This window comes from Pseudomonas sp. BS3767, from assembly GCF_900099665.1.
GTDB classification, from domain to species: domain Bacteria; phylum Pseudomonadota; class Gammaproteobacteria; order Pseudomonadales; family Pseudomonadaceae; genus Aquipseudomonas; species Aquipseudomonas cerasi.
The window spans coordinates 236,810-257,961 of record NZ_FNCX01000003.1; the positions used below are offsets into that span (position 1 = coordinate 236,810).

General features: G+C 58.9%; 16 protein-coding genes. 1 reads left to right on the forward strand and 15 read right to left on the reverse strand.

Annotated elements, in window-relative coordinates; genetic code table 11:
* Positions 1 to 14: 14 nt before the first annotated feature.
* From BLR16_RS10150 to yaaA, 15 genes are all read right to left on the reverse strand, one after another.
* Positions 15 to 833: an SDR family oxidoreductase gene (locus BLR16_RS10150; RefSeq protein ID WP_003365421.1), complete on the reverse strand. Its 819-nt coding sequence runs from the start codon at positions 831 to 833 to the stop codon at positions 15 to 17.
* A 17-nt stretch (positions 834 to 850) separates the two neighbouring features.
* Positions 851 to 1,315: a hypothetical protein gene (locus tag BLR16_RS10155; RefSeq protein WP_003365419.1), complete on the reverse strand. Its 465-nt coding sequence runs from the start codon at positions 1,313 to 1,315 to the stop codon at positions 851 to 853.
* Positions 1,316 to 1,467: 152 nt separating this feature from the next.
* On the reverse strand, positions 1,468 to 2,919 hold the full coding sequence (locus BLR16_RS10160; protein WP_003415201.1) for a mannose-1-phosphate guanylyltransferase/mannose-6-phosphate isomerase: 1,452 nt from the start codon (positions 2,917 to 2,919) through the stop codon (positions 1,468 to 1,470).
* Positions 2,920 to 3,037: 118 nt separating this feature from the next.
* The gene (locus BLR16_RS10165; RefSeq protein WP_003433631.1) at positions 3,038 to 3,706 is read right to left on the reverse strand and encodes an alginate O-acetyltransferase AlgF; all 669 of its coding nucleotides are present in this window, start codon (positions 3,704 to 3,706) and stop codon (positions 3,038 to 3,040) included.
* 12 nt (positions 3,707 to 3,718) lie between these two features.
* Positions 3,719 to 4,894, reverse strand: coding sequence for an alginate O-acetyltransferase (locus BLR16_RS10170; protein WP_003365413.1), 1,176 nt, complete (start codon positions 4,892 to 4,894; stop codon positions 3,719 to 3,721).
* A gap of 10 nt (positions 4,895 to 4,904) precedes the next feature.
* The gene (locus BLR16_RS10175) at positions 4,905 to 6,461 is read right to left on the reverse strand and encodes an MBOAT family O-acyltransferase (protein ID WP_024662377.1); all 1,557 of its coding nucleotides are present in this window, start codon (positions 6,459 to 6,461) and stop codon (positions 4,905 to 4,907) included.
* Between the two features lie 189 nt (positions 6,462 to 6,650).
* Positions 6,651 to 7,787, reverse strand: coding sequence for a mannuronate-specific alginate lyase (locus tag BLR16_RS10180; protein WP_003365409.1), 1,137 nt, complete (start codon positions 7,785 to 7,787; stop codon positions 6,651 to 6,653).
* A gap of 8 nt (positions 7,788 to 7,795) precedes the next feature.
* On the reverse strand, positions 7,796 to 9,235 hold the full coding sequence (locus BLR16_RS10185; protein WP_003365406.1) for an alginate O-acetyltransferase AlgX-related protein: 1,440 nt from the start codon (positions 9,233 to 9,235) through the stop codon (positions 7,796 to 7,798).
* A gap of 14 nt (positions 9,236 to 9,249) precedes the next feature.
* Positions 9,250 to 10,860 (reverse strand): mannuronan 5-epimerase AlgG, encoded by a 1,611-nt coding sequence (gene algG / locus BLR16_RS10190; protein ID WP_003433627.1) that lies wholly within the window; start codon positions 10,858 to 10,860, stop codon positions 9,250 to 9,252.
* A 26-nt stretch (positions 10,861 to 10,886) separates the two neighbouring features.
* Positions 10,887 to 12,371 carry an alginate export family protein gene (locus BLR16_RS10195; protein ID WP_003433626.1) on the reverse strand — a complete coding sequence of 495 codons (1,485 nt, stop codon included), beginning with the start codon at positions 12,369 to 12,371 and terminating at the stop codon, positions 10,887 to 10,889.
* Positions 12,368 to 13,780 (reverse strand): alginate biosynthesis TPR repeat lipoprotein AlgK, encoded by a 1,413-nt coding sequence (gene algK / locus BLR16_RS10200; protein ID WP_003433625.1) that lies wholly within the window; start codon positions 13,778 to 13,780, stop codon positions 12,368 to 12,370. Before algK ends, BLR16_RS10195 begins: the two co-directional genes overlap by 4 nt.
* Before the next feature lie 2 nt (positions 13,781 to 13,782).
* Positions 13,783 to 14,955: an alginate biosynthesis protein Alg44 gene (locus BLR16_RS10205; RefSeq protein ID WP_003365396.1), complete on the reverse strand. Its 1,173-nt coding sequence runs from the start codon at positions 14,953 to 14,955 to the stop codon at positions 13,783 to 13,785.
* A gap of 40 nt (positions 14,956 to 14,995) precedes the next feature.
* A complete protein-coding gene (gene alg8, locus BLR16_RS10210) occupies positions 14,996 to 16,477 on the reverse strand; it encodes a mannuronan synthase (RefSeq protein WP_002552255.1) in 1,482 nt (493 codons plus the stop codon).
* A 100-nt stretch (positions 16,478 to 16,577) separates the two neighbouring features.
* On the reverse strand, positions 16,578 to 17,894 hold the full coding sequence (locus BLR16_RS10215) for a nucleotide sugar dehydrogenase (protein ID WP_003365389.1): 1,317 nt from the start codon (positions 17,892 to 17,894) through the stop codon (positions 16,578 to 16,580).
* Between the two features lie 815 nt (positions 17,895 to 18,709).
* Positions 18,710 to 19,489 carry a peroxide stress protein YaaA gene (gene yaaA / locus BLR16_RS10220; RefSeq protein ID WP_003433624.1) on the reverse strand — a complete coding sequence of 260 codons (780 nt, stop codon included), beginning with the start codon at positions 19,487 to 19,489 and terminating at the stop codon, positions 18,710 to 18,712.
* A 202-nt stretch (positions 19,490 to 19,691) separates the two neighbouring features.
* Between yaaA and BLR16_RS10225 the strand changes: the two genes are divergently transcribed.
* The gene (locus BLR16_RS10225; RefSeq protein WP_074805739.1) at positions 19,692 to 20,870 is read left to right on the forward strand and encodes a polysaccharide deacetylase family protein; all 1,179 of its coding nucleotides are present in this window, start codon (positions 19,692 to 19,694) and stop codon (positions 20,868 to 20,870) included.
* Positions 20,871 to 21,152: the final 282 nt, after the last annotated feature.

Sequence of the window (21,152 nt, forward strand, 5' to 3'; positions counted from 1 at the left end):
CGTGACGCACTGCGTCACAAGTCGGTGTTCAATCCAAAGCGTTTTCTCAGGCCCATATCCAGTAGCCCTTTGGGCAGCAACCACGCCATCAGCGGCAGCAGGCGTGAGCCGTTGCCAAGACGCAGAAGGCGTGGCGGATGGGTGTGTTGCACGGCCTTGAGCAAGTCACGAGCGAATGCTGTGGCGGGGGTAGGGTTGTCCAGTGAAGCTCTGGCGCGTGCACGAATGCCTTCGCGAATCGGCCACCACGGCGATTGCTCACTGATCAACTGCTCGGCTTCGTGGCTGGCATTCTGCGCAAAGCTCGACGCGATCGCGCCTGGCTGAACCTCCATCACCTGTACGCCGAATGGCGCCAACTCCAGACGCAGCGCATCACTGAGCGCATGCACCGCCGCCTTGGATGCGCAATAAGCGCCCGCGAACGGCGTGACCAGCACACCGGATACGCTGCCGATGTTCACCACCAGCCCCTTGTTGCGGCGCAGTGCCGGAAACAGCGCCCGGGTCACCCCAACGACGGAAAACACATTGGTTTCGAACTGTCGCTGCAAGGCCTGCACGCCGCCGTCGAGCAGGGGACCCATCGCGCCATAGCCAGCGTTGTTGATCAACACATCCAGGCCGCTGTGCTCCAGACCGGCGGCCAGTTGCTCCAGCGCCAGGCTGTCGTTGACGTCCAGTTGTACGGCGATGAAACCCGCTGCACTGAGTGCCGCGACATCGTCGGTCTTGCGCGCAGTGGCCCAGACTTCATAGCCAGTGGCCTTGAACGCGTCGGCCAAAGCACGGCCGATTCCGCTGGAACAGCCTGTAATCAAAGCGATGGGCATGAAGGAGATCCTTGTGGTCAGTCCGAGAAACTGCCTTGTAGATGTTCTGCGCGAAATTCCAGGGTTTGCGGGCGGTACCCGTTGCGCAGTGCCGGCACCGGCACGCAATCCTGCCACGTGCCTTTGGCCTGAAGTTCACCGGGGCCGCGATAGCGTGCGGATGCGTAGGTGTTGTCGATCAGATTCACTGAATCACCAGGCGCATAGGCCGCTATTCGCCAACGCAGTTCCTGCAGGGTGACCTGATTGGTGTTGGTGATGCTGACCTGCAACGGACGATCTGCCGGGCAGTTTTGCGGATCGTAACTCAGGCGGATATCCAGACGCTCAAGCTGGCGTGTTTCCCGGCTGTCCTGCCAGATGACGATGGCCGCCACCGCCCCAAGCCCGACCGCCGCAGCCAGCGAGACGGGCAAGGCCTTCGCCGGGTAGCGGAGCAGAAGGATGAGCCAGGTCAGGATTAACAGGATGCCGATAAACATGCAGGTCTCCAGCAAAGGTAATGCTGGACATCCTACAGAACCAGGGAGGGGGACGTCGCGCAAATGAAAAGCCCCCGACAACTCTCTGCGTATAAATCTACGCAAAGAGTTGTCGAGGGCTGTGTTACCTGTAGCGTGCAGCTAAAACCCTATCAACGAGCGATAGTTTGCGTCTTCACACCCGCTTCAAGCGCGTTCGAACGACCGTAGATATCTTCGAAACGCTCGATGTCGTCTTCGCCCAGGTAGCTGCCCGATTGCACTTCGATGATTTCCAACGGGATCTTGCCTGGGTTGCGCAGGCGATGCACCGAGGCGATCGGGATGTAGGTGGACTGGTTTTCGGTGAGCAGGAACACGTTCTCGTCACAGGTCACCTGCGCAGTACCGGATACCACGATCCAGTGTTCGGCGCGGTGGTGGTGCATCTGCAGCGACAGGCAGGCACCCGGCTTGACGGAGATACGCTTGACCTGGAAGCGACCGCCCATGTCCACCGAATCGTAGGAGCCCCACGGACGGTACACTTCGAGGTGGTTCTGGGTCTCGGTGCGGCCCTGTTCGTTGAGGGTGGCGACCATCTGCTTGACGCCCTGGACCTTGTCCTTGTGGGCAATCATCATCGCGTCCTTGGTTTCGACGACCACGATGTTGTCCAGACCGATCACCGACACCAGTTTGCCGTTGCCGTGGATCATGCAGTTGCGGCTGTCCTGGATGACGACGTCGCCCTTGGTGACGTTGCCGTTGGCGTCCTTGGCGTTGACTTCCCACAGCGACGACCAGCAGCCGACATCGCTCCAGCCGGCCGACAGCGGTACGACGCAGGCGCGCTGGGTTTTTTCCATGACCGCGTAGTCGATGGAATTGTCCGGGCAGCAGGCGAAGGTCGAGGAGTCGATTTCAAGGGCGTCGCCGTCCTGCACGCTGCGCTCAAGGGTCAGCAGGCAGGTGTCGTAGATGTCCGGATCATGCTTTTTCAGTTCTTCCAGGAAGCGGCTGGCGCGGAACAGGAACATGCCGCTGTTCCAGTAGTAGCCACCGGCTTCGACGAATTCCTTGGCGCGTTTTTCGTCAGGTTTTTCGACGAACTGCGACACGCGGCTGACGCCTTCCGGCAGCAGGGCATCGGCGGTGGACTTGATGTAGCCATAGCCGGTTTCAGGCTTGTTGGCCGGTACGCCGAACAGCACCATTTCGCCACGCTCTGCGGCGACGGTCGCCAGTGCCAGTGCGCGTTGCAGGGCTTTCTGGTCTTCGATGACGTGGTCGGCTGGCAGCACCAGCATCAGGCCGTCGTTGCCTTCGTTGACCAGCTTCATGGCAGTCAGTGCAACGGCGGGTGCCGTGTTGCGGCCGAACGGTTCCATGAGGATCGCCTGGGTTTCCAGGTTCAGCGCAGCGAGTTGCTCGTTGACGATGAAACGGTGGTCCTTGTTGCAGACCACGATAGGCTCCTGCATGCCCTCGAACACCAGACGCTCCAGGGTTTGCTGGAACAGGGTGTGCTCGCCGGTCAACGCCAGGAACTGTTTAGGGAATTGTTTACGCGAAAGCGGCCAGAGTCGTGAACCACTACCGCCTGACAAGATAACTGGAATCATTTTGTTTCTCCAAAAGCATTCAATTAGGGCCGTACGAGGTGTCTGTCGTTTCTGTCTTGTTCTTGTTCCGCGCGGGTCGGTTCAACGCTGATGCCCTGAACCGACCGGCATAATCCGTTTAGCGGGTAGCGACCGGTGGCTTGACCCACACTGGCGAGAGGCTGCTGCCACTGCCGGTGATGTAGAGCACAGCGGCTTCGCCACGCTCCAGTGCCACAGGTTTCACATCGGTGACTTTCTTGTCGCCGTCGTACAGCGCCAGGCTGACCTTGACCGGGTTGATTTCACGCTCGCCGGTGCCTTTGGCCGCTACAGCCTTGACCACGTCGGTCTTGCCATCAGCGGTTTTCAGGGTCAGCGACTTGTCGCTCAGGTTCTGCACGCGAACCAGGGATTTCTGCTTGTTCTTGAACGGTGGCTCTTCGACCAGCTGTGGCTTGCCGCTGGCGTTGTTGACGATGGTGTAGTAGTGATCACCCGCCAGTTTCACCGGCAGGCTCTGGCTGCCCAGCTTGGCGGTGTAGTCGCCCTGCGGCATGAAGCTGAACGCAGTGCTGCCCAGTGGCGCCACTTCGTTGAGATTGGTGTTGCCAACGGTGGCGCTGATTTCAGCGTTGCTGGCGTTGTAGACACGCACGAAGGTCGAGCCTTTCGGTGCGGTCGGGCCGTACAGGGCGGAGTCACCGGCGAAAGCCTGCAGGGACATCAGGCCCAGACCTGCGGCCATTGCGCAGGTTTTGAAAATGCGTTTTGCGGCCGAACGGTTGGCAGTAGTGTTGAAAGTCATGAGTCAGTCCTCTCAGTTTTGCGCCCGGTTGGGCGACTCGGATTGTTTGGCGTTGAGCGCCACGTTTTCTTGGGTGTCACGCGATTTCTTCAGCTCGGCGATCCACTTCGGATCGAACTCGCCAAGATCGTTGTGTGCCGGCAGGTAGCGCTCCGGGAACTCCCAGATCACCACTTGCGGCGGGGTGTTCTTAAAGGCATCGGTCTGCAGGTACTTGAGCATCGGCAGGATCGGGCCATGGCCGTCTTCGGCGTAGTTGACGACATCGCTGCGCAGCGCTTCTTTCAAGGCGCCGACGAAGTTCCAGTTAGGGTTGGCGCTGTAGCTGGTGCCCACCAGACCCACCGGGATGTCGCTGTCTGCGAACAGTGCGTCACCGCCTGCCGCTTCGCCTGCTACCGGATCGGTACTGCGTTTCTGCAACTCGTCCGGCTTGGGCAGCATGTTGCTGAACAACGGATCGAGCGGCAGGAATGTAGTCAGGTCACCTTTGTAGGCTTCGGTTCCCTTGGCTTGTGTGACGAACTGCTCAGGTTCACCTTCCAGTGGTGTTTTCTGGGCAATCGCGGCGCTCAGTTGCTGCGCGGCGACTTCGGCACCCATTGGCGTCCAGTGGGTGTCGGTGCGCAGGAAAACCTGGCCCTGTTGCTTGGCAGCTTGCAGCGGCGCCAGCAAGTCCGGGGCAAAGATCCCGGCCTTGGCGACCTGAGCGTGGAACTGCTGATACAGGTCGGTGTGCAGGCTGGCAGGCTTGTTGTCACCGATGTGTTCCGGGTACAGACGGGTTTTCGCCGGAACGATCGCCAGGACCAGTTTGGTGCCCTGTTTTTCCAGCGCGTCACGCACACCCTGAATGATCGCCAGGTTGTCGGCTTCGTTCTGCTCGCCGTTGGCAACCGCATCGAACTCTTCGTCGGTGTACAACCACTGGTCCTTGCCGAGCACGACGCCCGGACGACCTTCGTTGAACAGTTTGAAATCCAGCGCCGCCCAGAGGTTGGTGCCCAGGCGCTTGATCGGGAACTCATCGTCGTAATGAGTTTCCGCCGCCTTGGTCCATTTGCCGTTGAGCACAGTGGTCTCGGCCGACGTCGAGAAGGTGCTGAAGCTGCGCAGCGACCAGACGCCCAGGACCAGCAGAATGGCCAGGAAGATGGCGATGTAGAGGATTCGTAATGAACGCGTCATGTCAGGCTCCTCAGAACTGGAAGTAAAGGAACGGCGAGAAGCTTTGCGCCGAAAGTTTGAGAATCGAAGCCACGAACAGCAGCAGAATCAGTGCACGCATGGCGTAACGTGGCCAGTCGGCAACCCAGTACGCAGGCTGCACCTGAGCTTCGCTGCCCACGGTGTAGCCTGGCAGGTGCAGACTGCCGGGAGCATCGCCGGGAACGGCCTTGATGGTGCCCGGTTGGGCGGTCGCAGGACCGTCAGCCTTGGCGCTCTTGCCGGTGTCTTTTTCGCGGTTCTGGTAGAAGTCGCGCAGACCGAAGAACGCCAGCGTCAGATACGCCACCACCAGTGTTGCCACTTGCAGACCGGTCAGGCTGGCGCGGTTGAGTTCCGACAGCTGCCACTCTCCGAAGCTGAACATGGCGCTGTACATACGACCGGCGACATGCAGGTTTTCAGCGCGGAAGATGACCCAGCCTATGACCACCAGCAGGAAGGTCAGTGCCCAGCGGATCGGGTTGAAACTGTAGGGTTTGGTGTTGATACCGACCGCTTTTTCGATCGCCAGCCACATGCCATGCCAGGCACCCCAGATGATGTAGGTGACGTTGGCACCGTGCCACAGACCGCCGAGCAGCATGGTCAGGAACAGGTTGCGGTAGGTCGCGACCTTGCCGCCACGGTTGCCGCCCAAGGTGATGTACAGGTAGTCACGCAGCCAGGTGGACAGGCTGATGTGCCAGCGACGCCAGAACTCGGTGATCGATTGGCTGATATAGGGCTGTTTGAAGTTTTCCATGAAGCGGAAACCCATCATCAGACCCAGACCGATAGCCATATCGCTGTAACCGGAGAAGTCGAAATACAGTTGCGCGGTGTAGGCCAGCGCACCCAGCCAAGCATCGCCGGTGGTCGGGTTTTGCAGGGCGAAGCAGTGATCGGCGACCACCGCCAGGGTGTCGGCGATGAACACTTTCTTGATGAAGCCCTGCATGAAGCGCGTGGCACCTTCGGAGAACTTGTCCAGCGTGTGTGTACGGTTGTTGAACTGGTCGGCCAGATCGCGGAAACGCAGCACAGGGCCGGCGATCAGGTGCGGGAAGATCGCGACGAATGCAGCGAAGTCGATCAGATTGCGCGTGGCCGGAGTATCGCCGCGGTAAACGTCGATGATGTAGCTGATGGACTCGAAGACATAGAACGAGATACCGATCGGCAACAGCACGTGAGTCAGGATGAACGGTTCCAGACCCATCGAGGTCATGGCTGCGTTGATGCTGTCCACGCCGAAGTTGGCGTATTTGAAGTAGCCCAGAATACACAGGTCCACTATCACGCCAAGCAGCAACCATTTCTGTGCCGGCTTGGTTCGCACACCTGCTGCGCCTACCTTGAGACCGATCCAGTAGTTCCAGACGGTCACGCCGACGAACAGCGCCAGAAAGTCCACTCGCCACCAGGCGTAGAAGATATAGCTGGCAATCAGCAGCAGCAGATTGCGATAGCGTTGCCCGCTCAGGTAGTACAAGCCGAGGAAAATCGGCATGAACAGGAACAGGAACACGTTGGATGAGAAAACCATCCTTATCTCTCCGTTTGTCCAACATTCAAGGGCTAAAGCCCCCCCAAACCCCCCGTTGAAATTGGGGGGTAAAACACGTCGCGTTACGGCTTGTCGGTGAAGCAGCTCAGGCGAGGTCCGGTCTTACGGATTCAGCGCCTGGGCGTGTCTCTTCGCGAGCAAGCTCGCTCCCACAAAGAACTCTGTGAATCACGAACCGTCGTTATCGCCCTTGTCGCCTTTCTCGTGCGTCGGGTCGTAGACCTTGGTCAGGTCACCGCCCAGACGGAATGTCTTGAATGGCTGCTTTTCGTGTTTCTCTTCAAGCACATCCGGGCTGCAGGTGTAGAGCGAGCAGTACGGTTCGAGCCAGGCGAATTTCGGATCTTTCTTCAGGTCCGTCATGTCCTGTTTCTCGCCGTTGTGTTCAGCGAAAATCGAAGGATCCTTGACGCCGGCCAGCACCCGGTCGCCCAGACGCTTCAAGGCGCCATTGTTTTCCGGACGCAGGTCCACGCCATTGGCCTGGGCGAAGCTGGCAATCATCGCGAGCGGCGGCAGTGCATAGTTGTGATACGACAGTGCCCGCTGACGGCGCTTCATCTCGTTGGGCAGGAAACCGTCCTTGTCCACTTGATTGGCAGCGACCTTGTATTCCTTCACGGCCCAGTCGAACAGGTCCTGACGATTGGTGGCGACAGCGGTTGCCATCACCGACCAGGCAGCCCAGTACGAGTGGTTGTTGATTTTTTCCAGCGGCAGATTGCTCCAGTCGCTGACCACCTGATCGGCCAGCTTGCTGAACCAGGTCTCGATGATCTTCGCGTCCTGCTGACGATTGGCCAGCGGGTGCGACTCGGAGAACTTCAGACGCAGGTAGGCGGAGGACATGCTGCCCAGTGCCCATTTGCGCATGGATTTGCCGGTGTGGTTGAACTCGCGCGACTCCAGCGCATCGGCCTTGGCCCAGGTGGTCATCATGTTCAGCGCACAATCGAGTTGTTCCGGACGACCGTCGCGCATGTACTGCATCACGACTTTGCTGACGCCACGCTCAAGGGTGGTGATGTCCTTGGTCGCGTCGCGGAACGCTTCTTCGGATACCGCATTGAGCGTTGCGCGTGCTTTGTCCGAACCCTCGTACTTGCTGCGGAAGACCAGCTTGTCGGTGTAGGGCTTTGGAATGGCTTCACAGCTGAAGTTGTGATCGCCCGTCTTCATTTTTTCGATCGGGGCGTCATAGCCCTTGGGTGGAACCAGTGCGGCGGACGCGCCCGTGGCCCACGCCATCGATGACAGGATTGCCATCGACAGCAGGGTAGGGCGTATCAGTTTAGGAGTCTGCATAAGTCACCTCATAGTCCGGCTTGAGCGGTGTGTGTCGCAGCGCTCGGGAACACGTTGCGTTTGCATACTTTGGCTTCGACTTTTTGTGGTGCCGTGCCTGCTTCCGGTCCCTGGACTTCCAGCGCCAGCAGTTGCTGGTTGGCCCAATCCTCATCCTCGCGCAATTCAAAGGCGAAGCGTCCATCGGTGTCTGACGTTTCCGGTTTCTCGATTTTCAGATCCTCATGGCGACCGTTCATGTACCAGAGTCTGGCCTGAAGGACTTTCACCGAGGTGTCGTCAAACTTGATGTCGATCTGATTGCTGCCGTTGCGAATGTCCTTGATGCCATTCTTGCCATTGACCAGCAATTCGTTGGTACCCGGCTTAAGCGTGGTGCTGGCGCTCATGACGGCAGGCTTGCCTTCACAGCCGTTGTCCAGCAGCGACATCATCTGGCGATAGATGGTCTCCTGATCCAGGCGATACAGCGGCGAGAATTCCCAGATGAGAATCTTCGGCGGACGCTTCTGGAAGTCTTCACTGCCCAGGTACTGCAGCATCGAACCTTCCAGGCCACCACCAGGGAACGCCACGTTCAACACGTCAGCGCCCATGTATTCCTGCAGGAAGCCCGCGAAGTTGTAGTTCTTGCCGCTGTGGCTGGTACCGACCAAGGTGATTTCCGGGTTACCGGAATCGCCGAACAGGTCGCCGTCGCCCGCCTCACCCTTGGGCTCGGTGGTGAACTGGTCCATGTACTGGATCGCGTAGCTGGTACCGCACAATTGACCTGCCATATTGTGCAAAGTGCCCGTCTTGCCCATGCGTCCGGAAATATGGCTTTCGAACTCACGCTTGGGGATATCGCCGTAGGCCGGAATCTTTTTCACGGTTTCGGCGACGATCTTCGCCGTACGCTGTGCGCCATACGGCGTCCAGTGCTGGTCACCGCGGAAGTAGAAGTCATGCGCCTGCTGCTCGTTGGTCAACGGCGACAGGTCAGGGACCCAGTAGCCCATCTTGCTGAAGCGGCCAAGCATGGCCTGATAGTTTTTCAGCGCCTTGTCGTAGTCGAACTTGTCGCGTTCGGCCGGGAACAATTTGTTGCGATCCACCAGGCCACGGGTCGGCTGATACACCACGACCAGTTCGACGCCTTTGCTCTTGAACGCATCGTGCAGTTGTTTCATGCGGCGATAGCCGGCAGGCGTGGTGTCGAACTCGGTGCGCAGGTCTTCCTGAGTCCGGAACAGCCAGTCACCCTGAGCCTGGACCAGCGTGGTGAAGTTCTGCTGATAGCGCGTGGTGTAGTTTTTCGCATCATGTGCGGCCGGGCACAGTGAGCAGCAAGGCTCGGCCTTGAACGTCGGCGCTTGCGAGTCGTCTGCCCGAGCGACACCAGCGGCGGCCATCAAGGCGGCGGTGAGGCTGGACAGGCTCAACAGCTTGATCAGATGTGCGTGCATAACAATACCCTTCCTCATTCCCGCAGCTCGGTCTGGCTTTCGACGGGGTCGATCAATACGGCTTTCTTCTGGCGTACCAGCAGGTCGAGGATTTCGTCCTGGCGCTCACCGAGGACGCCGTTGAGGCTGATGCCGACTTCTTTGGTGGGCATCAGCATCGAGACGCGATACAGCTCGACACTCAGTGGCGAGTCGATGGACAGCGGGCCGGAACCATTGCTGGACAGTTCGCCGCCAACCATGATCAGCGAGACCTGAGCGTCGAACGGATCGAGCTCAATGTCGCGGTCGGTGTCGCTCAAGTCCTTGATGTGGCCGTAAACGCCCATCAGGCCGTTGCCCATGGCGACGTTCTCGTACAGCTTGATATTCACGCTGTTACGCACGCGGATACCGTGGCGGCGGTTGGCGATCACGCGATTGCCCCACAGCAGGTTGTTGCCGCTTTCGTACAGGGTGATGCCGTCAGTGTGGTTCTGGTAAATCTCGTTGTAGGCGACGATGTTGCCGACGCTGTTACGGTCCAGAACCACGCCGGACAATTTGTTGTTGTGGCTCTTGTTGCGGAAGATGAAGCTGTTGTCGACTTCCCGGGAAATGATGATCCCGTGCTTCTTCTTGGTCCCGTAAACGTCGTTTTCGGCGATGATCAGACCGTGCGAACGGTCGTGCGGGTCAATGCCGTAAATGATGTTGTCGCGGTAGGTGTTGCCTTTGACCACGAAGTCGCGGGTTTCATAGCAGTAGAAGCCGTACCACATGTCCGAGAACTCTGAATCGATGATCCAGCCCGTCGGTTCGGCACGCTTGAGAATCTTCGCGGTGTTGGGTGTGTACTGGGAAATACTGATGCCATAGGACTTGCTCTGGTCGTAGCCCATGCTCGCCATTTTGGTATTGGCGATCCAGGTTTCCGAGCCACCCCAGGTCAGCAGGAAAGGGCGAAACTCGTCAGGCTTGCGATAGGTCGCCAGGCTGTTGCGGGTTTCACTCCAGGCGTTGACCTGAGTGTGAGTGATCAGCATCTTGCCTTCACTGACGATGAACGAGCCCTTTTCCTGAGACAGACGCAACTCCTTGGTCTTGCTGTCGATCTCGAAGATCCCGGTTTCCTTGATCAGGATTGGCAGGCGCGCCACGTAGACACCTGGCGAAACCTCGTTGAGGAACTGCTTGGGCACCTTCCTGGCCAGGTCCTGCAGGCTCACGTAGCCGTCGGAAATCATGATGGCCTGGGGGATGCCGCGCTGACGGTTGACCCATTCGGCCATCTTGTTATCGCCGCCGATGAATTCCTTCAGGCCGGTTTCTTCCATCATCCGTGAAACAGTGACCTTGCCCGGTTTGTTGCGCACGATCTTTTTCAGGGCGGCTTCGGCGGTGTAGCCCTTGAGGTCGGGCAACACCGGCTTGGCCATTTCCAACGGCTCGGTCGGCGGGCTGGTGATGGTGTAGGTCTTGGCCTGGTGCAACTCCTTGACCACCGCCTTCTGTGTGTCGGGTACGACAGGCGCGTTGGCCAGCGCCACACCGCTGGCCAGCAGCAGGGCGCTGGTCAGCAGTGCGCTTTCGAGCAGGGTGTGCGGCCAGTGTCGGCTACGCCCGTTGCTTGTATGACTGTTCATCTCTGGCACTCCTTTGGCGGTTCGCATCAGAAGCGCCAGATGACGTCGACAACAGCGCGGTGCATGTAGCTGTCCACGTTGTTCTGATACGCGTCGCCTGGCTTGAAGACACCTGCGCGCAGGCGCACCAGTGCCGAAGGTTCATCGAACGACTGGCTCAGCGAAGCCGGCAGCAGGCCTTGCTTGAAGTACTTGGTCACGACCAGGTCCATTTCCTGACCCAGGTCCTTGCTGCCGTCTTCCAGCGGCAGCGAGCTGAACGTACCGTTCTGGTTGTCGTTCACCGCGTTGATGCCCGAGCCACCGATACCGGTGTTGCCGTCCACGCGACGGAACTTGTGGTAGATCAGCGACGCGTCGTATTCCTCGTTCATCTGCCAGGAGGCGAACAGCGAGCCGGTTTCCACGTTGGCCATTTCGCCCTGGAAGGCTTCACCGAAACGATGGATGCGCGAACGCGTACCGGTCCAGTTGGAGCGGTTACTTTCCAGACCGTTCTGGACGTAGTCCTTGCTGGCGCGCGAGTAGGCGGCGCCGACTTGCCATTGTGGGTCCAGACGCAGGCGCAGGCCCAGGTCGGTGGCCCAGCCATTCATGTCACGGCTGTTCTTTTCGCCGGCGATGAACTGGTCGTTGGGAGCGGAGGTCACGCCGATCTCGTCGCGCGTTCCGTTCAGCCAGGTCAGGCTGCCCCAGTAGTTGAGCTGATTGGTGTTGCTGCGATAGTTGTAGGCATCGCTGTCAGCCTGCAGGCCGACCCAGGTCAGATCGCCATTGGAGGTCTTGTCCAGATCATCCAGCACCTGGCCCTGCGACTTGAGCTTGCCGTCGTCGGCACTGTGGTGAGCACGGATACCGGCCCAATGGCCTGGTGTCCACTGGTAGCTGACCGAGCCGAACAGGTGCTTGCGATCTTCGTCGTCAGGTGCCAGTTCGGTCAGGTCGGTGCGGTATTCGCTGAAACGCTGGGCAGCACCCAGTTCAGCGCGCAGCAGCGTGGTATCGAACGACCAGTTGATGGCCTCGATATTGGTGTCGTGCCATTGACCGTCGTCGTTGCGCAGACGCTGACGACCGACTTTCAGGATCTCGCCAGGGTAGGGCGTGAAACCGCTGTAGCCGATCCAGAACTCACGCAGTGCGGCGTAGGTCTTGTCGGCTTCGCGCTCGCTGGCCGTGCCACGCGAAGTCTGGGTGCCGCTGCCGTCGCTGTTGCTCTGCTCCAGCGGGTCAGTCTGAATGATGTCGGTGGCGGTGACCACCTGGCCCATCGCGTAACCGCTCCAGTCGCCGCGCTCGCCATAGACCCAGGGACGCAGATCCAGGCCCACACCGTTGACGTCGCCGCCCGAACGGGTGCCCAGATCGCGATCATCCTCGGCCTGCGCCGTGGCTTTGATTTCGATACCGAAATTTTGCGGTTGTTCGGTCAGCGCTGCCAGTGTCGGGCAGGCCCACAACAGGGTGAAGCCAAGGCCCATGCCGGCGGCCATCAGGGGATTCAACTTCATAATGCTTCCTCACCGTCTTTTTCTTCTTGCAGGGCCTGCAATGCCATCGCGTTCTGAGTGGCGTTAGCGCCCCGGACTTTTTGCTCGCGTGCCAACAGGTCTTTGGCGGTGGCGAGCTTTTCAGGCGGCAGTTGTGTATTGAGGGCCTCGGCAAGCTCGGTCGCTTGCGGGGTCTGACTGGCCAGCGCCAGTTGCGCGAACACCCAGGCGTTGACCGGGTCGGGCATAGTGCCCTTGCCCTGCGAGAACAGTTGCGCAAGGGCGAAGTCGGCGCTGTTCTGGCCACCACGGGCGGCGGTCAGCAGCTCGTCCACGGCTTTTTGCGAGTAGACCTGGCCCAGGTAGCCGCGACGGTAAATCTGACCCAGGTAGTAATGGGCAGAGATTTCCGTGGCGGTGGCTTTCTTCAGGTGCTCCTCGGCCTTGAAGGCATCGGGCGTGACCCATTTACCTTCGTAGTACAGGCGTCCAAGCAGCAGCTCGGCGCGAGGCTGGTCTGCCGCGCGGCCGTTGTTCAGGTATTCCATCATCTTGTTGACGTCACCCAGTTCGGGGAAGTCGTAAAGCAGTTTGGCCAGCGTGACCCACGAGATCGGGTAGCCCGGCGCAACGTTTTCCAGCAATTGCTGAGCGGTCTTTTCGTCTGGCGTACCGATGGTGGAGTCACCCAGTACACGCGCGACGCTGTCCACACGTTGAGCATTGACGCGGCCAGCGGCGTAGTCGCTCTTGAGCTTTTCGATCAAGGCCGTGCGCTGCTCGGCCTGGCCACGTGTCTGGTAGACAGTGGCCAGTTCGACGTAGCAGATATCCGTGGCCGACAGCGCCTGTTTGCAGATGCTCTCGACCTCATCGAGGTGTTGAGCATATGTGCCTTGAGTGCGATACAGCAGCACCTGGGCCAGACCTGCCTCCGGATAACCGGCAGCGCGCCACTCACTGATCTTCTGCTGCGCATTCACTTCAGGGAAGGTGTGCGGGTATTGCAGATACAGCATCGCCAGCGGGATCAGCGTGCCGGATTCGCCATTGGCGAAGGCCTTTTTCAGCAGGCCTTCGGCTTCGCGATGTTCGGCTTCGGTAGCGTCGGGCTTGGCAGCCAGCAGACGGCCCAGGCGCGACTGCGCCCGGGGGGAGGTCTGCGCGGCAGCGCGGTAGGTAGCCTCGGCCTGCTTGAGCTGAGCCGGGTCGCGAGTCGCGACCTGAATATCAGCCAGGCCGACTTGCGCGTCGCTGTAGCCCAGGTCCGCCAGCTGCCGATAGTTCTGCTCCGCCAATGCAGTGTCGCCGTTTTTCAGGGCTTCATTGGCAAGGCGTTGATCAGGCAGGCCGGCACAGCCGCTCAGGCCGAGCGCGACGGCGAGGCTCAGTAGCGTGGGGGTCGACAGGCGTCGTAGTGGGCTGTTCATGGTTACAGACCCGCAGCCATTGCTTTATCGATCAGCCAGTTCACGGACGGGCCGCGATCGCTGACCACTTCGACAGGGCGACCGGCAAGCGAGCTGCTCAGGCTTTCGTCAGGCTTGATCTGCACGCGGATGTCGGTGGACAGGTCGGCGTCGCTCAGGTTGGTGCTGCTGATGATCTGACCCGTGCGCAGTTTGTCTTCGCCAGCGATCTGGAAGCTGACACGTGTGCCTGGCTTGACGTCGTTGAACTGGCGATAGGTGAAGCGAGCTTCAACCGTGGCCGGCGCGTTGCGTGGCACCAGTTGGAAGATCACCTGACCCTTGGACGCGAACTGACCGTCGGCAACCAGCTGGCGAGCCACGACGCAATCGCACGGGCTGGTCATGGTGCCGCTCATCTGCTTGCCATACAGCTCTTCGATCTTGGCTGGCTGCAGGTCTTCACCGGTCAGGCTGCCCTTGAGCATTTCCAGCATGCTGGTGTTGAAGGACGCCAGTGGCGCGCCTTTGGCGGCTTCGCCATTCTGGGCGACCAGGCTTTGTACGGTACCTTCACGCGGCATGGTCACGTCCATGCTTGGAATGGTGACCAGACCAGCCGATGCATGGCTGACGAAGTACAGGCCGTAGATCGTCTTGAAGATGAAGCCGAAAGCGGCCAGACCGACAATGAACACGCCCAGGCTGAAGGTCACGGCGCGCAGGCGACCCATGGCGCTCATGCCGCTGTCCTTGCCCTTGACCTTGCGTGCCTTGGTGAAGTTATCGCGCTGCAGCGTGGCCAGCACTTCGCCCAGGGTGACGACTTCGCCGGACAGGTGCGAGGTGATCAGGTGGCGCAGGGTAGCGATGTCCTGAGGTTCCAGATTCTGGAACTGGCAACCGATGCGGTTGCTGGCGTTGTCGATCGAGCGCACCTGCAGATCGACGTCCATGGCCAGGCCAAGGTTGTCGATGATGAATTGCAGGCGTCCCTTGACGATCTGCCCTTCGCTGAATTTCTGCCCGGACGGAGCAACGAAGCTCAGGCCACCGGCCGACAGGTCTTCGACACGTACCAGTGGCGCGTTGGGCTGATCATTCAGCAGGCGCAGCTTGGCAGGGATCTTGATCCGCGCGTGTTGGCGCTGGGCTTCGGATTCATGTACGACGTTCGCATTCACGGCTGTATTCATGGCTATTTTTCCTACTTAAGCGATTAATCCGTTGGCCCGGTCAAACCATCGTCAACAGCACAGCGACGAAGATGGTGCCAGCCGAGAAAGTCATGGTTCGGGACGACCACGTGTTGAACCAGCCCTGAAAGCTGGCCATGTCGCGGCTTAGTTTGGTGTCCTGGCGAGTCCAGGACTGGCGGTCCAGGCGGAAGAAGACATAGATCTTCATCAGCGCGCCGACGATCTGGTTGTAATAGAGAATGATCGGGTAGGCAGGCCCGATCCTGTGTCCCGAGAGGGACAGCAGCAGGGTAAGGATCAGACGGGTCATGCCGATCCACAGCAGATACATCAACAGGAACGCGCCGCCATACTTGAAGCTGGCGATCAGGGCGACGGTCAGACCGAGGATGGAGGTCCACATCGACACACGCTGGTCGAACAGTACGATGCTGGTGAAAATCCCCAGGCGACGTACGCCCAGACCCAGTGCACGCGAGTTCTGACGCAGGTTGTTGCCGTACCAGCGATACATCAGCTTGCGGCTGGCTTTCAGGAAGCTCTTCTCGGGCGGGTGTTCCACGGTGTTGATCGCTGCGTCCGGCACGTAGAACGTGTCGTAACCCAAGCGCATCAGGCTGAACCAGCTGGACTTGTCGTCGCCGGTCAGGAAGCGGAAGGTGCCCAGACGCCAGTGATTGAGCGAGTCGCTTTCCACGTCGGCAATGAACTCGGGGTCGGTTACCACGGTTGCGCGGAACACCGACATGCGACCGGTCATGGTCAACACGCGTTTGGACAGGGCCATCGAGCACATGTTGATGTGACGCTGAGCGAAACGCAGCTTGTGCCACTCGCTCATGATGTAACCACCACGTACTTCACAGAACTCGTTGGTGGTCAGGCCGCCGACGTTGTCGAACAGCTGGAACCACGGCACGGTCTTGGCGACCACACCTTCGTTGAGCACGGTGTCGCCGTCGATCACTGCAACCACGGCACGGCTGTCAGGCAAGTGACGCGAGATGGCGCGGAAGCCATAGGCCAGACCGTCGCGCTTGCCGGTGCCCGGAATGCGTACGAAGTCCAGCTTGACGCGCTCCGGTGGGTTGAACTTCGCCCACATGCTCTTGACCAGCAGCTCATCGGACATTTCCACCAGCGAGCAGACGATAGTCGTCGGCAGGCCGCAGTCGATGGCTTCGCGGATAACCGAGTTGTAGACCTGTGCGGTGGTCAACGCGTCGATGCGGAAGCTGGTGACCATCAGAAACACATGGGACGGGTCTGCTGCACTGCCCAGCTTGCGAACCTTGCGGCGCAAGTGCGGGTAGACGATGTACAGGAAAATCATCCCGCGCACGAAGTGCGTGATCCCCATCGAGTAGCGCCAGATACCAACGGCGCCAATCAGGAATATAAAGTTCTTCGACTGTGAGTCGAAGATACTGGTAGGCAATGCCGCGGCAAGGCCCATGAGTAAACTTAAATAGAACAGCCAACCTGCGGCCTGTAACAGGCCGTGCTTGAGCCTCTGCATAATCGTATCCCTAAGTCAGTTGCGAGCCTCAAGCCCCAGGCTGCAAGCACATTGCTTGAGCCTGTGGCCTGGAGCCTGGCGCTTGTGGCTTGCGGCTGATTTACCAGCAGATACCTTCGGCACGACCGTCTTCGCTGGTGGCGTTGGCCATGAAGCCCACCAGATCGATGACGCGCTTGCCTTCAGGGGTCTTGTTGGCGAGGGCGCGGAAACGCTCATCGCGGTTGCCGAGGATGATGACGTCGGAGTCATTGATGACTTGGTCGAAGTCCGAGTTCAGCAGCGAGGAAACGTGCGGAATCTTGGATTCGATGTAGTCCTTGTTGGCACCGTGAACGCGTGCATATTCAACGTTGCTGTCGAAGATGCTCAGGTCGAAGCCCTTGCCGATCAGCATTTCGGCCAGCTCTACCAGCGGGCTTTCACGCAGATCGTCAGTGCCGGCCTTGAAGCTCAGGCCCAGCAGTGCAACCTTGCGGGTGTCGTAGCTGGCAACCATGTCGAAAGCGTTCTGTACTTGCGACGTGTTACTGCGCATCAGCGAGTTGAGCAGGGGAGCTTCAACGTCCAGGCTGCCGGCGCGGTAGGTCAGGGCACGAACGTCTTTCGGCAGGCAGGAGCCGCCGAATGCGAAGCCAGGGCGCATGTAGTACTGGGACAGGTTCAGCGCCTTGTCCTGGCAGACAACGTCCATCACTTCACGGCCATCGACGCCGACGGCCTTGGCAATGTTGCCGATTTCGTTGGCGAAAGTAACCTTGGTGGCGTGCCACACGTTGCAGGTGTACTTGATCATCTCGGCAACAGCGATGTCCTTGCGAATGATCGGTGCATCGAGTTCTTCGTACAGCGATTGCAGAACGTCGCCCGACGCTTTGTCGAACTCGCCGATCACGGTCATTGGCGGCAGGTCGTAGTCCTTGATCGCAGTACTTTCGCGCAGGAACTCAGGGTTGACGGCGACGCCGAAGTCAACACCGGCTTTCTTGCCGGAGCAGTCTTCCAGAATCGGGATAACAACGTTGGCAACAGTGCCCGGCAGTACGGTACTGCGAACCACGATAGTGTGGCGAGTGGCTTTGTCACGCAGGACATAACCGATTTCGCGGCACACCGATTCAATGTAATCCAGTTCCAGATCGCCGTTCTTCTTGCTCGGCGTACCGACGCAGATCATCGACAGGTCGGTGGCGCGAATGGCTTCGGCGAAGTCTGTAGTGCCGCGCAGTTTTCCGGTACTGATACCTTTCTGCAACAGCTCTTCCAGACCCGGTTCAACGATAGGTGATTTGCCGTTGTTGATCAGGTCGATCTTGGTGCTGGAAATATCCACACCAACTACTTCGTGACCGCGGGCAGACAGGCAACCGGCACAGACTGCACCGACGTAACCCAAACCAAATATGCTGATACGCATCGTATTCTCCTCGATTTTTCACGCCATAAATTGGCTGGATATTAATTTTGGCCAGCAGATGTCACGCGCCATCCCTCACGGCTAACAACGCCGTGGAACTAACGCAGGCATATTTAATGAGTGAGTGCCCAAAACAAGTAAGGCGAACTCAAATGACACTAAGTGCAAGCGGCAAGTAACCTGTCCGTTCGGTCAGGGCCTTGCTCTCCTTGGATGCAGTAAACCACTCCTTGTTCGACGATTGACGGCGGACCTCGGTAAGCCTGCCTCTGGCGCAAGCCAGGGCCGTCCTGTTCGAATCCTGCGCATCACACCGGTTCGGCGCTTCGCCTGTCTACAACATCAACTAGTGATGTGAGTTTAGTTCTGGTACCTGACGCCAGGATCACGTGGGCCTGGCTTCCGTGTCGGTAACTTCCCGTTTTTCGAGGCGACCTGTAAGTGATCTCTTACACGTCAGCCCAGAATTGTTACGGGATGTAGGAGCGTATGAATTCGTATTTAGTTCCTGGCCGCTCGTCCTGATTTGCAGATTTTGCGGTATCCGATTTGTCACAGGGAGGGTATCGAGATGATGGCTTTTTTCTTAAAAGCCTCGATTTACGAGGGGTGTAGAGGGGTGAATATGAAAGTGCCACTACTGTAAAAAGCTGAAACGCCACTAGTTAAAAAAATGGATTTTTTTTTAAGAAAAAATCGCACGTGAGTGGCGAGTCGAAAAGTTGACGTTTGTCTGGCGTCATGAAGTTGGCATTTGGTGTTGGATCGTAGGACAGGCCGTGTAACAGCGCTCTGTTACACGACGGTTACATCATCTAGTGTTCTGCGATGTTGCGCAAAAACACCAACTTGTCAGGGGTCGACTGTTCGCGGTTGTAACGATAGCCCTGTGCATCGAACGCTTGTAATGCTTCGGGATCGTTGATGCGCTCTTCTATAACGAAGCGGCTCATCATGCCGCGGGCTTTTTTCGCATAGAAGCTGATGATCTTGTACTGGCCGTTCTTGAAGTCCTTGAACTCGGTGTCGATGATCCTTGCCTTGAGCGACGAACGTTTGACGGCAGAGAAGTATTCAGTCGAGGCCAGGTTGAGCAGCAGGTCGTCGCCCTGGTCTGCCAGCGCTTCATTCAGCCATTCGCTGATCCGCGTGCCCCAGAAGGCGTAGAGGTCCTTGCCGCGAGCGTTGGCCAGCCGGGTGCCCATTTCCAGCCGGTAGGGCTGCATCAGGTCCAGTGGACGCAACAGGCCGTACAGACCTGACAGCATGCGCAAGTGGCCCTGCGCGTAGTCGAGCTGCGTTTCGCTCAGCGTTTCCGCTTCCAGGCCCGTATAGACGTCACCCTTGAAGGCCAGCAGTGCCTGCTTGGCGTTGTCGAGGGTGAAGTCCGGGTTCCAGCTGCCAAAGCGTGCCGCGTTCAATCCGGCCAGCTTGTCGGACAGGTGCATCAGTTCGCTGATCTGCGCCGGCGTCAGTTCACGCAGCTGCTCGATCAACACCCGGGAATGGTCCAGGTACTGCGGCTGAGTGAAGCGGCCGGTCGTGGGCGGTGTCTCGAAATCGAGGGTTTTTGCCGGGGAAATCACCATCAGCATGAAATCGTCTCCTTTTATCGTCCGTGGATTCTAGGGGCTGACAGCCTGCGACTCCAGCTATGGTGGCGATAGAGACCGTTCCGCGGGTGATGGCAGCATGACCTGCGGCTTTGTATGCGCGCCGACATAAGAAGCCCGGCGCATATCAGCTATAGTGGCGCGCTGGTCATGACGTTAATGGTTGATCGAGAGGACATCGGGTTTGCGTATCGTTTTAGCAGTGTGTGCAGGTCTGTTCTGGCTTCAGGCGCAGGCGGCAGCGCCGGTCATCGCCACCATTGACCGCAGCGTCTGGCCTGAACGGCTCGAGACGCCGGGGTTGTTCGACGTCGCGTCGCGTGCGGAGATCCTCGCCTTTGCCCACGAGTTGTACCTGAGCGAAAAGCTCGACGAGGAGGGCCTCAAACAGCGCCTCGGCCTGCGCTTCGTCAACGTGCCGTCGTTGAATGTGGTTCGTCATCGGCTGTGGCTGCGGTTGCTGGAGAACTACCAGAACGCGCAGAAGAGCTGTGAGCAGGACGCCAATTTCTGTGTGCTGGTCGAGGACATGGATCAGTTGCGGCAGCGCGCCGAGGAATACCAGGTATCCAACGATTCGTTCTACGCCAACTGGGCCAGACCCAGCGCCGCATTCCACCAGCGTTACCTGAACGAGCTGCTGTTCATGGCAGCCCTGTTTCCGCAGACCAGCAGCGAGATCGAACGCTACAACTCCGATGAGATGAGCGGCGACGAGATGCCGGATCGCACCTTCATGCTCAACTTCGAAAGTGGCCCGAGCCCGGCCGACGGTGGTACCGACTGGCTGGCTGACTTTATGCGCCAGCAGAAAATGACCGCCACCTTCTTCGTGCTGGGCAAGAGTCTTCAGGAGCGTCTCGACAGCACGTCGGTTGCAGGTTTGCAGGCGCTGTATCGCCAGCAGTGTGTGGGCATCCAGGGCTGGGAGTACCGTTCGCACAGTCAGTGGCTGGACTGGCAGAATTCAGTGCAACGCAGCGCGGCACTGGTTCAGCAGGTGTTGCCGGACAACTTCGTGCCGCTGTTTCGCCCTCCTTATGGCCATCGACGTGCCGACAGCGGCGACTTCTTCCGCACCGAGCATTTGCGCGTGTCATTGTGGAATATCGACGCCGAAGACGACACCGGAAGGCTTTCTGCAGAGCAGGTGGGCGACCGTGTACTGACCCTCATGCTGCTCTGGCGCAAAGGGACGGTGGTATTCCACGATGTGGCCAACAAGGCGCAGTCGGCGCTGCCATTGCTGCTGGCCAATACAGCGCAAAGCGAGTTGATCTGGGACGATTGCCGAAATATCTCTGAAGCGCCCGAAGAACAAGGGCTGCAGAGCAGTGAAGAGGCTGCGCCTGAAGGGGAATGAAGGCAGATTCGGCGTGGGCGGACTTCCGACTTTAAACGTGCGGGGTACGTCCGCCAAGTCCTATTCGTCAGGCTGTGAAATAAACTTCAAAAAACTGTCAAAGAGCTTTTTTCTGTCATCCCTTTTGCTGTATTACGAATACAGACCGCCGAAACCTGCAACACAGGTGGCGTCTTCCAAGACCCACCTTGAGCGACATTTCTGCCCTGCCTGAAGGGGAGAATCCGGCGGCCTTTTCGTGGCGCAGTCCTGTCGTGGTTCTGCGTCGCCCGGCTTCTACAA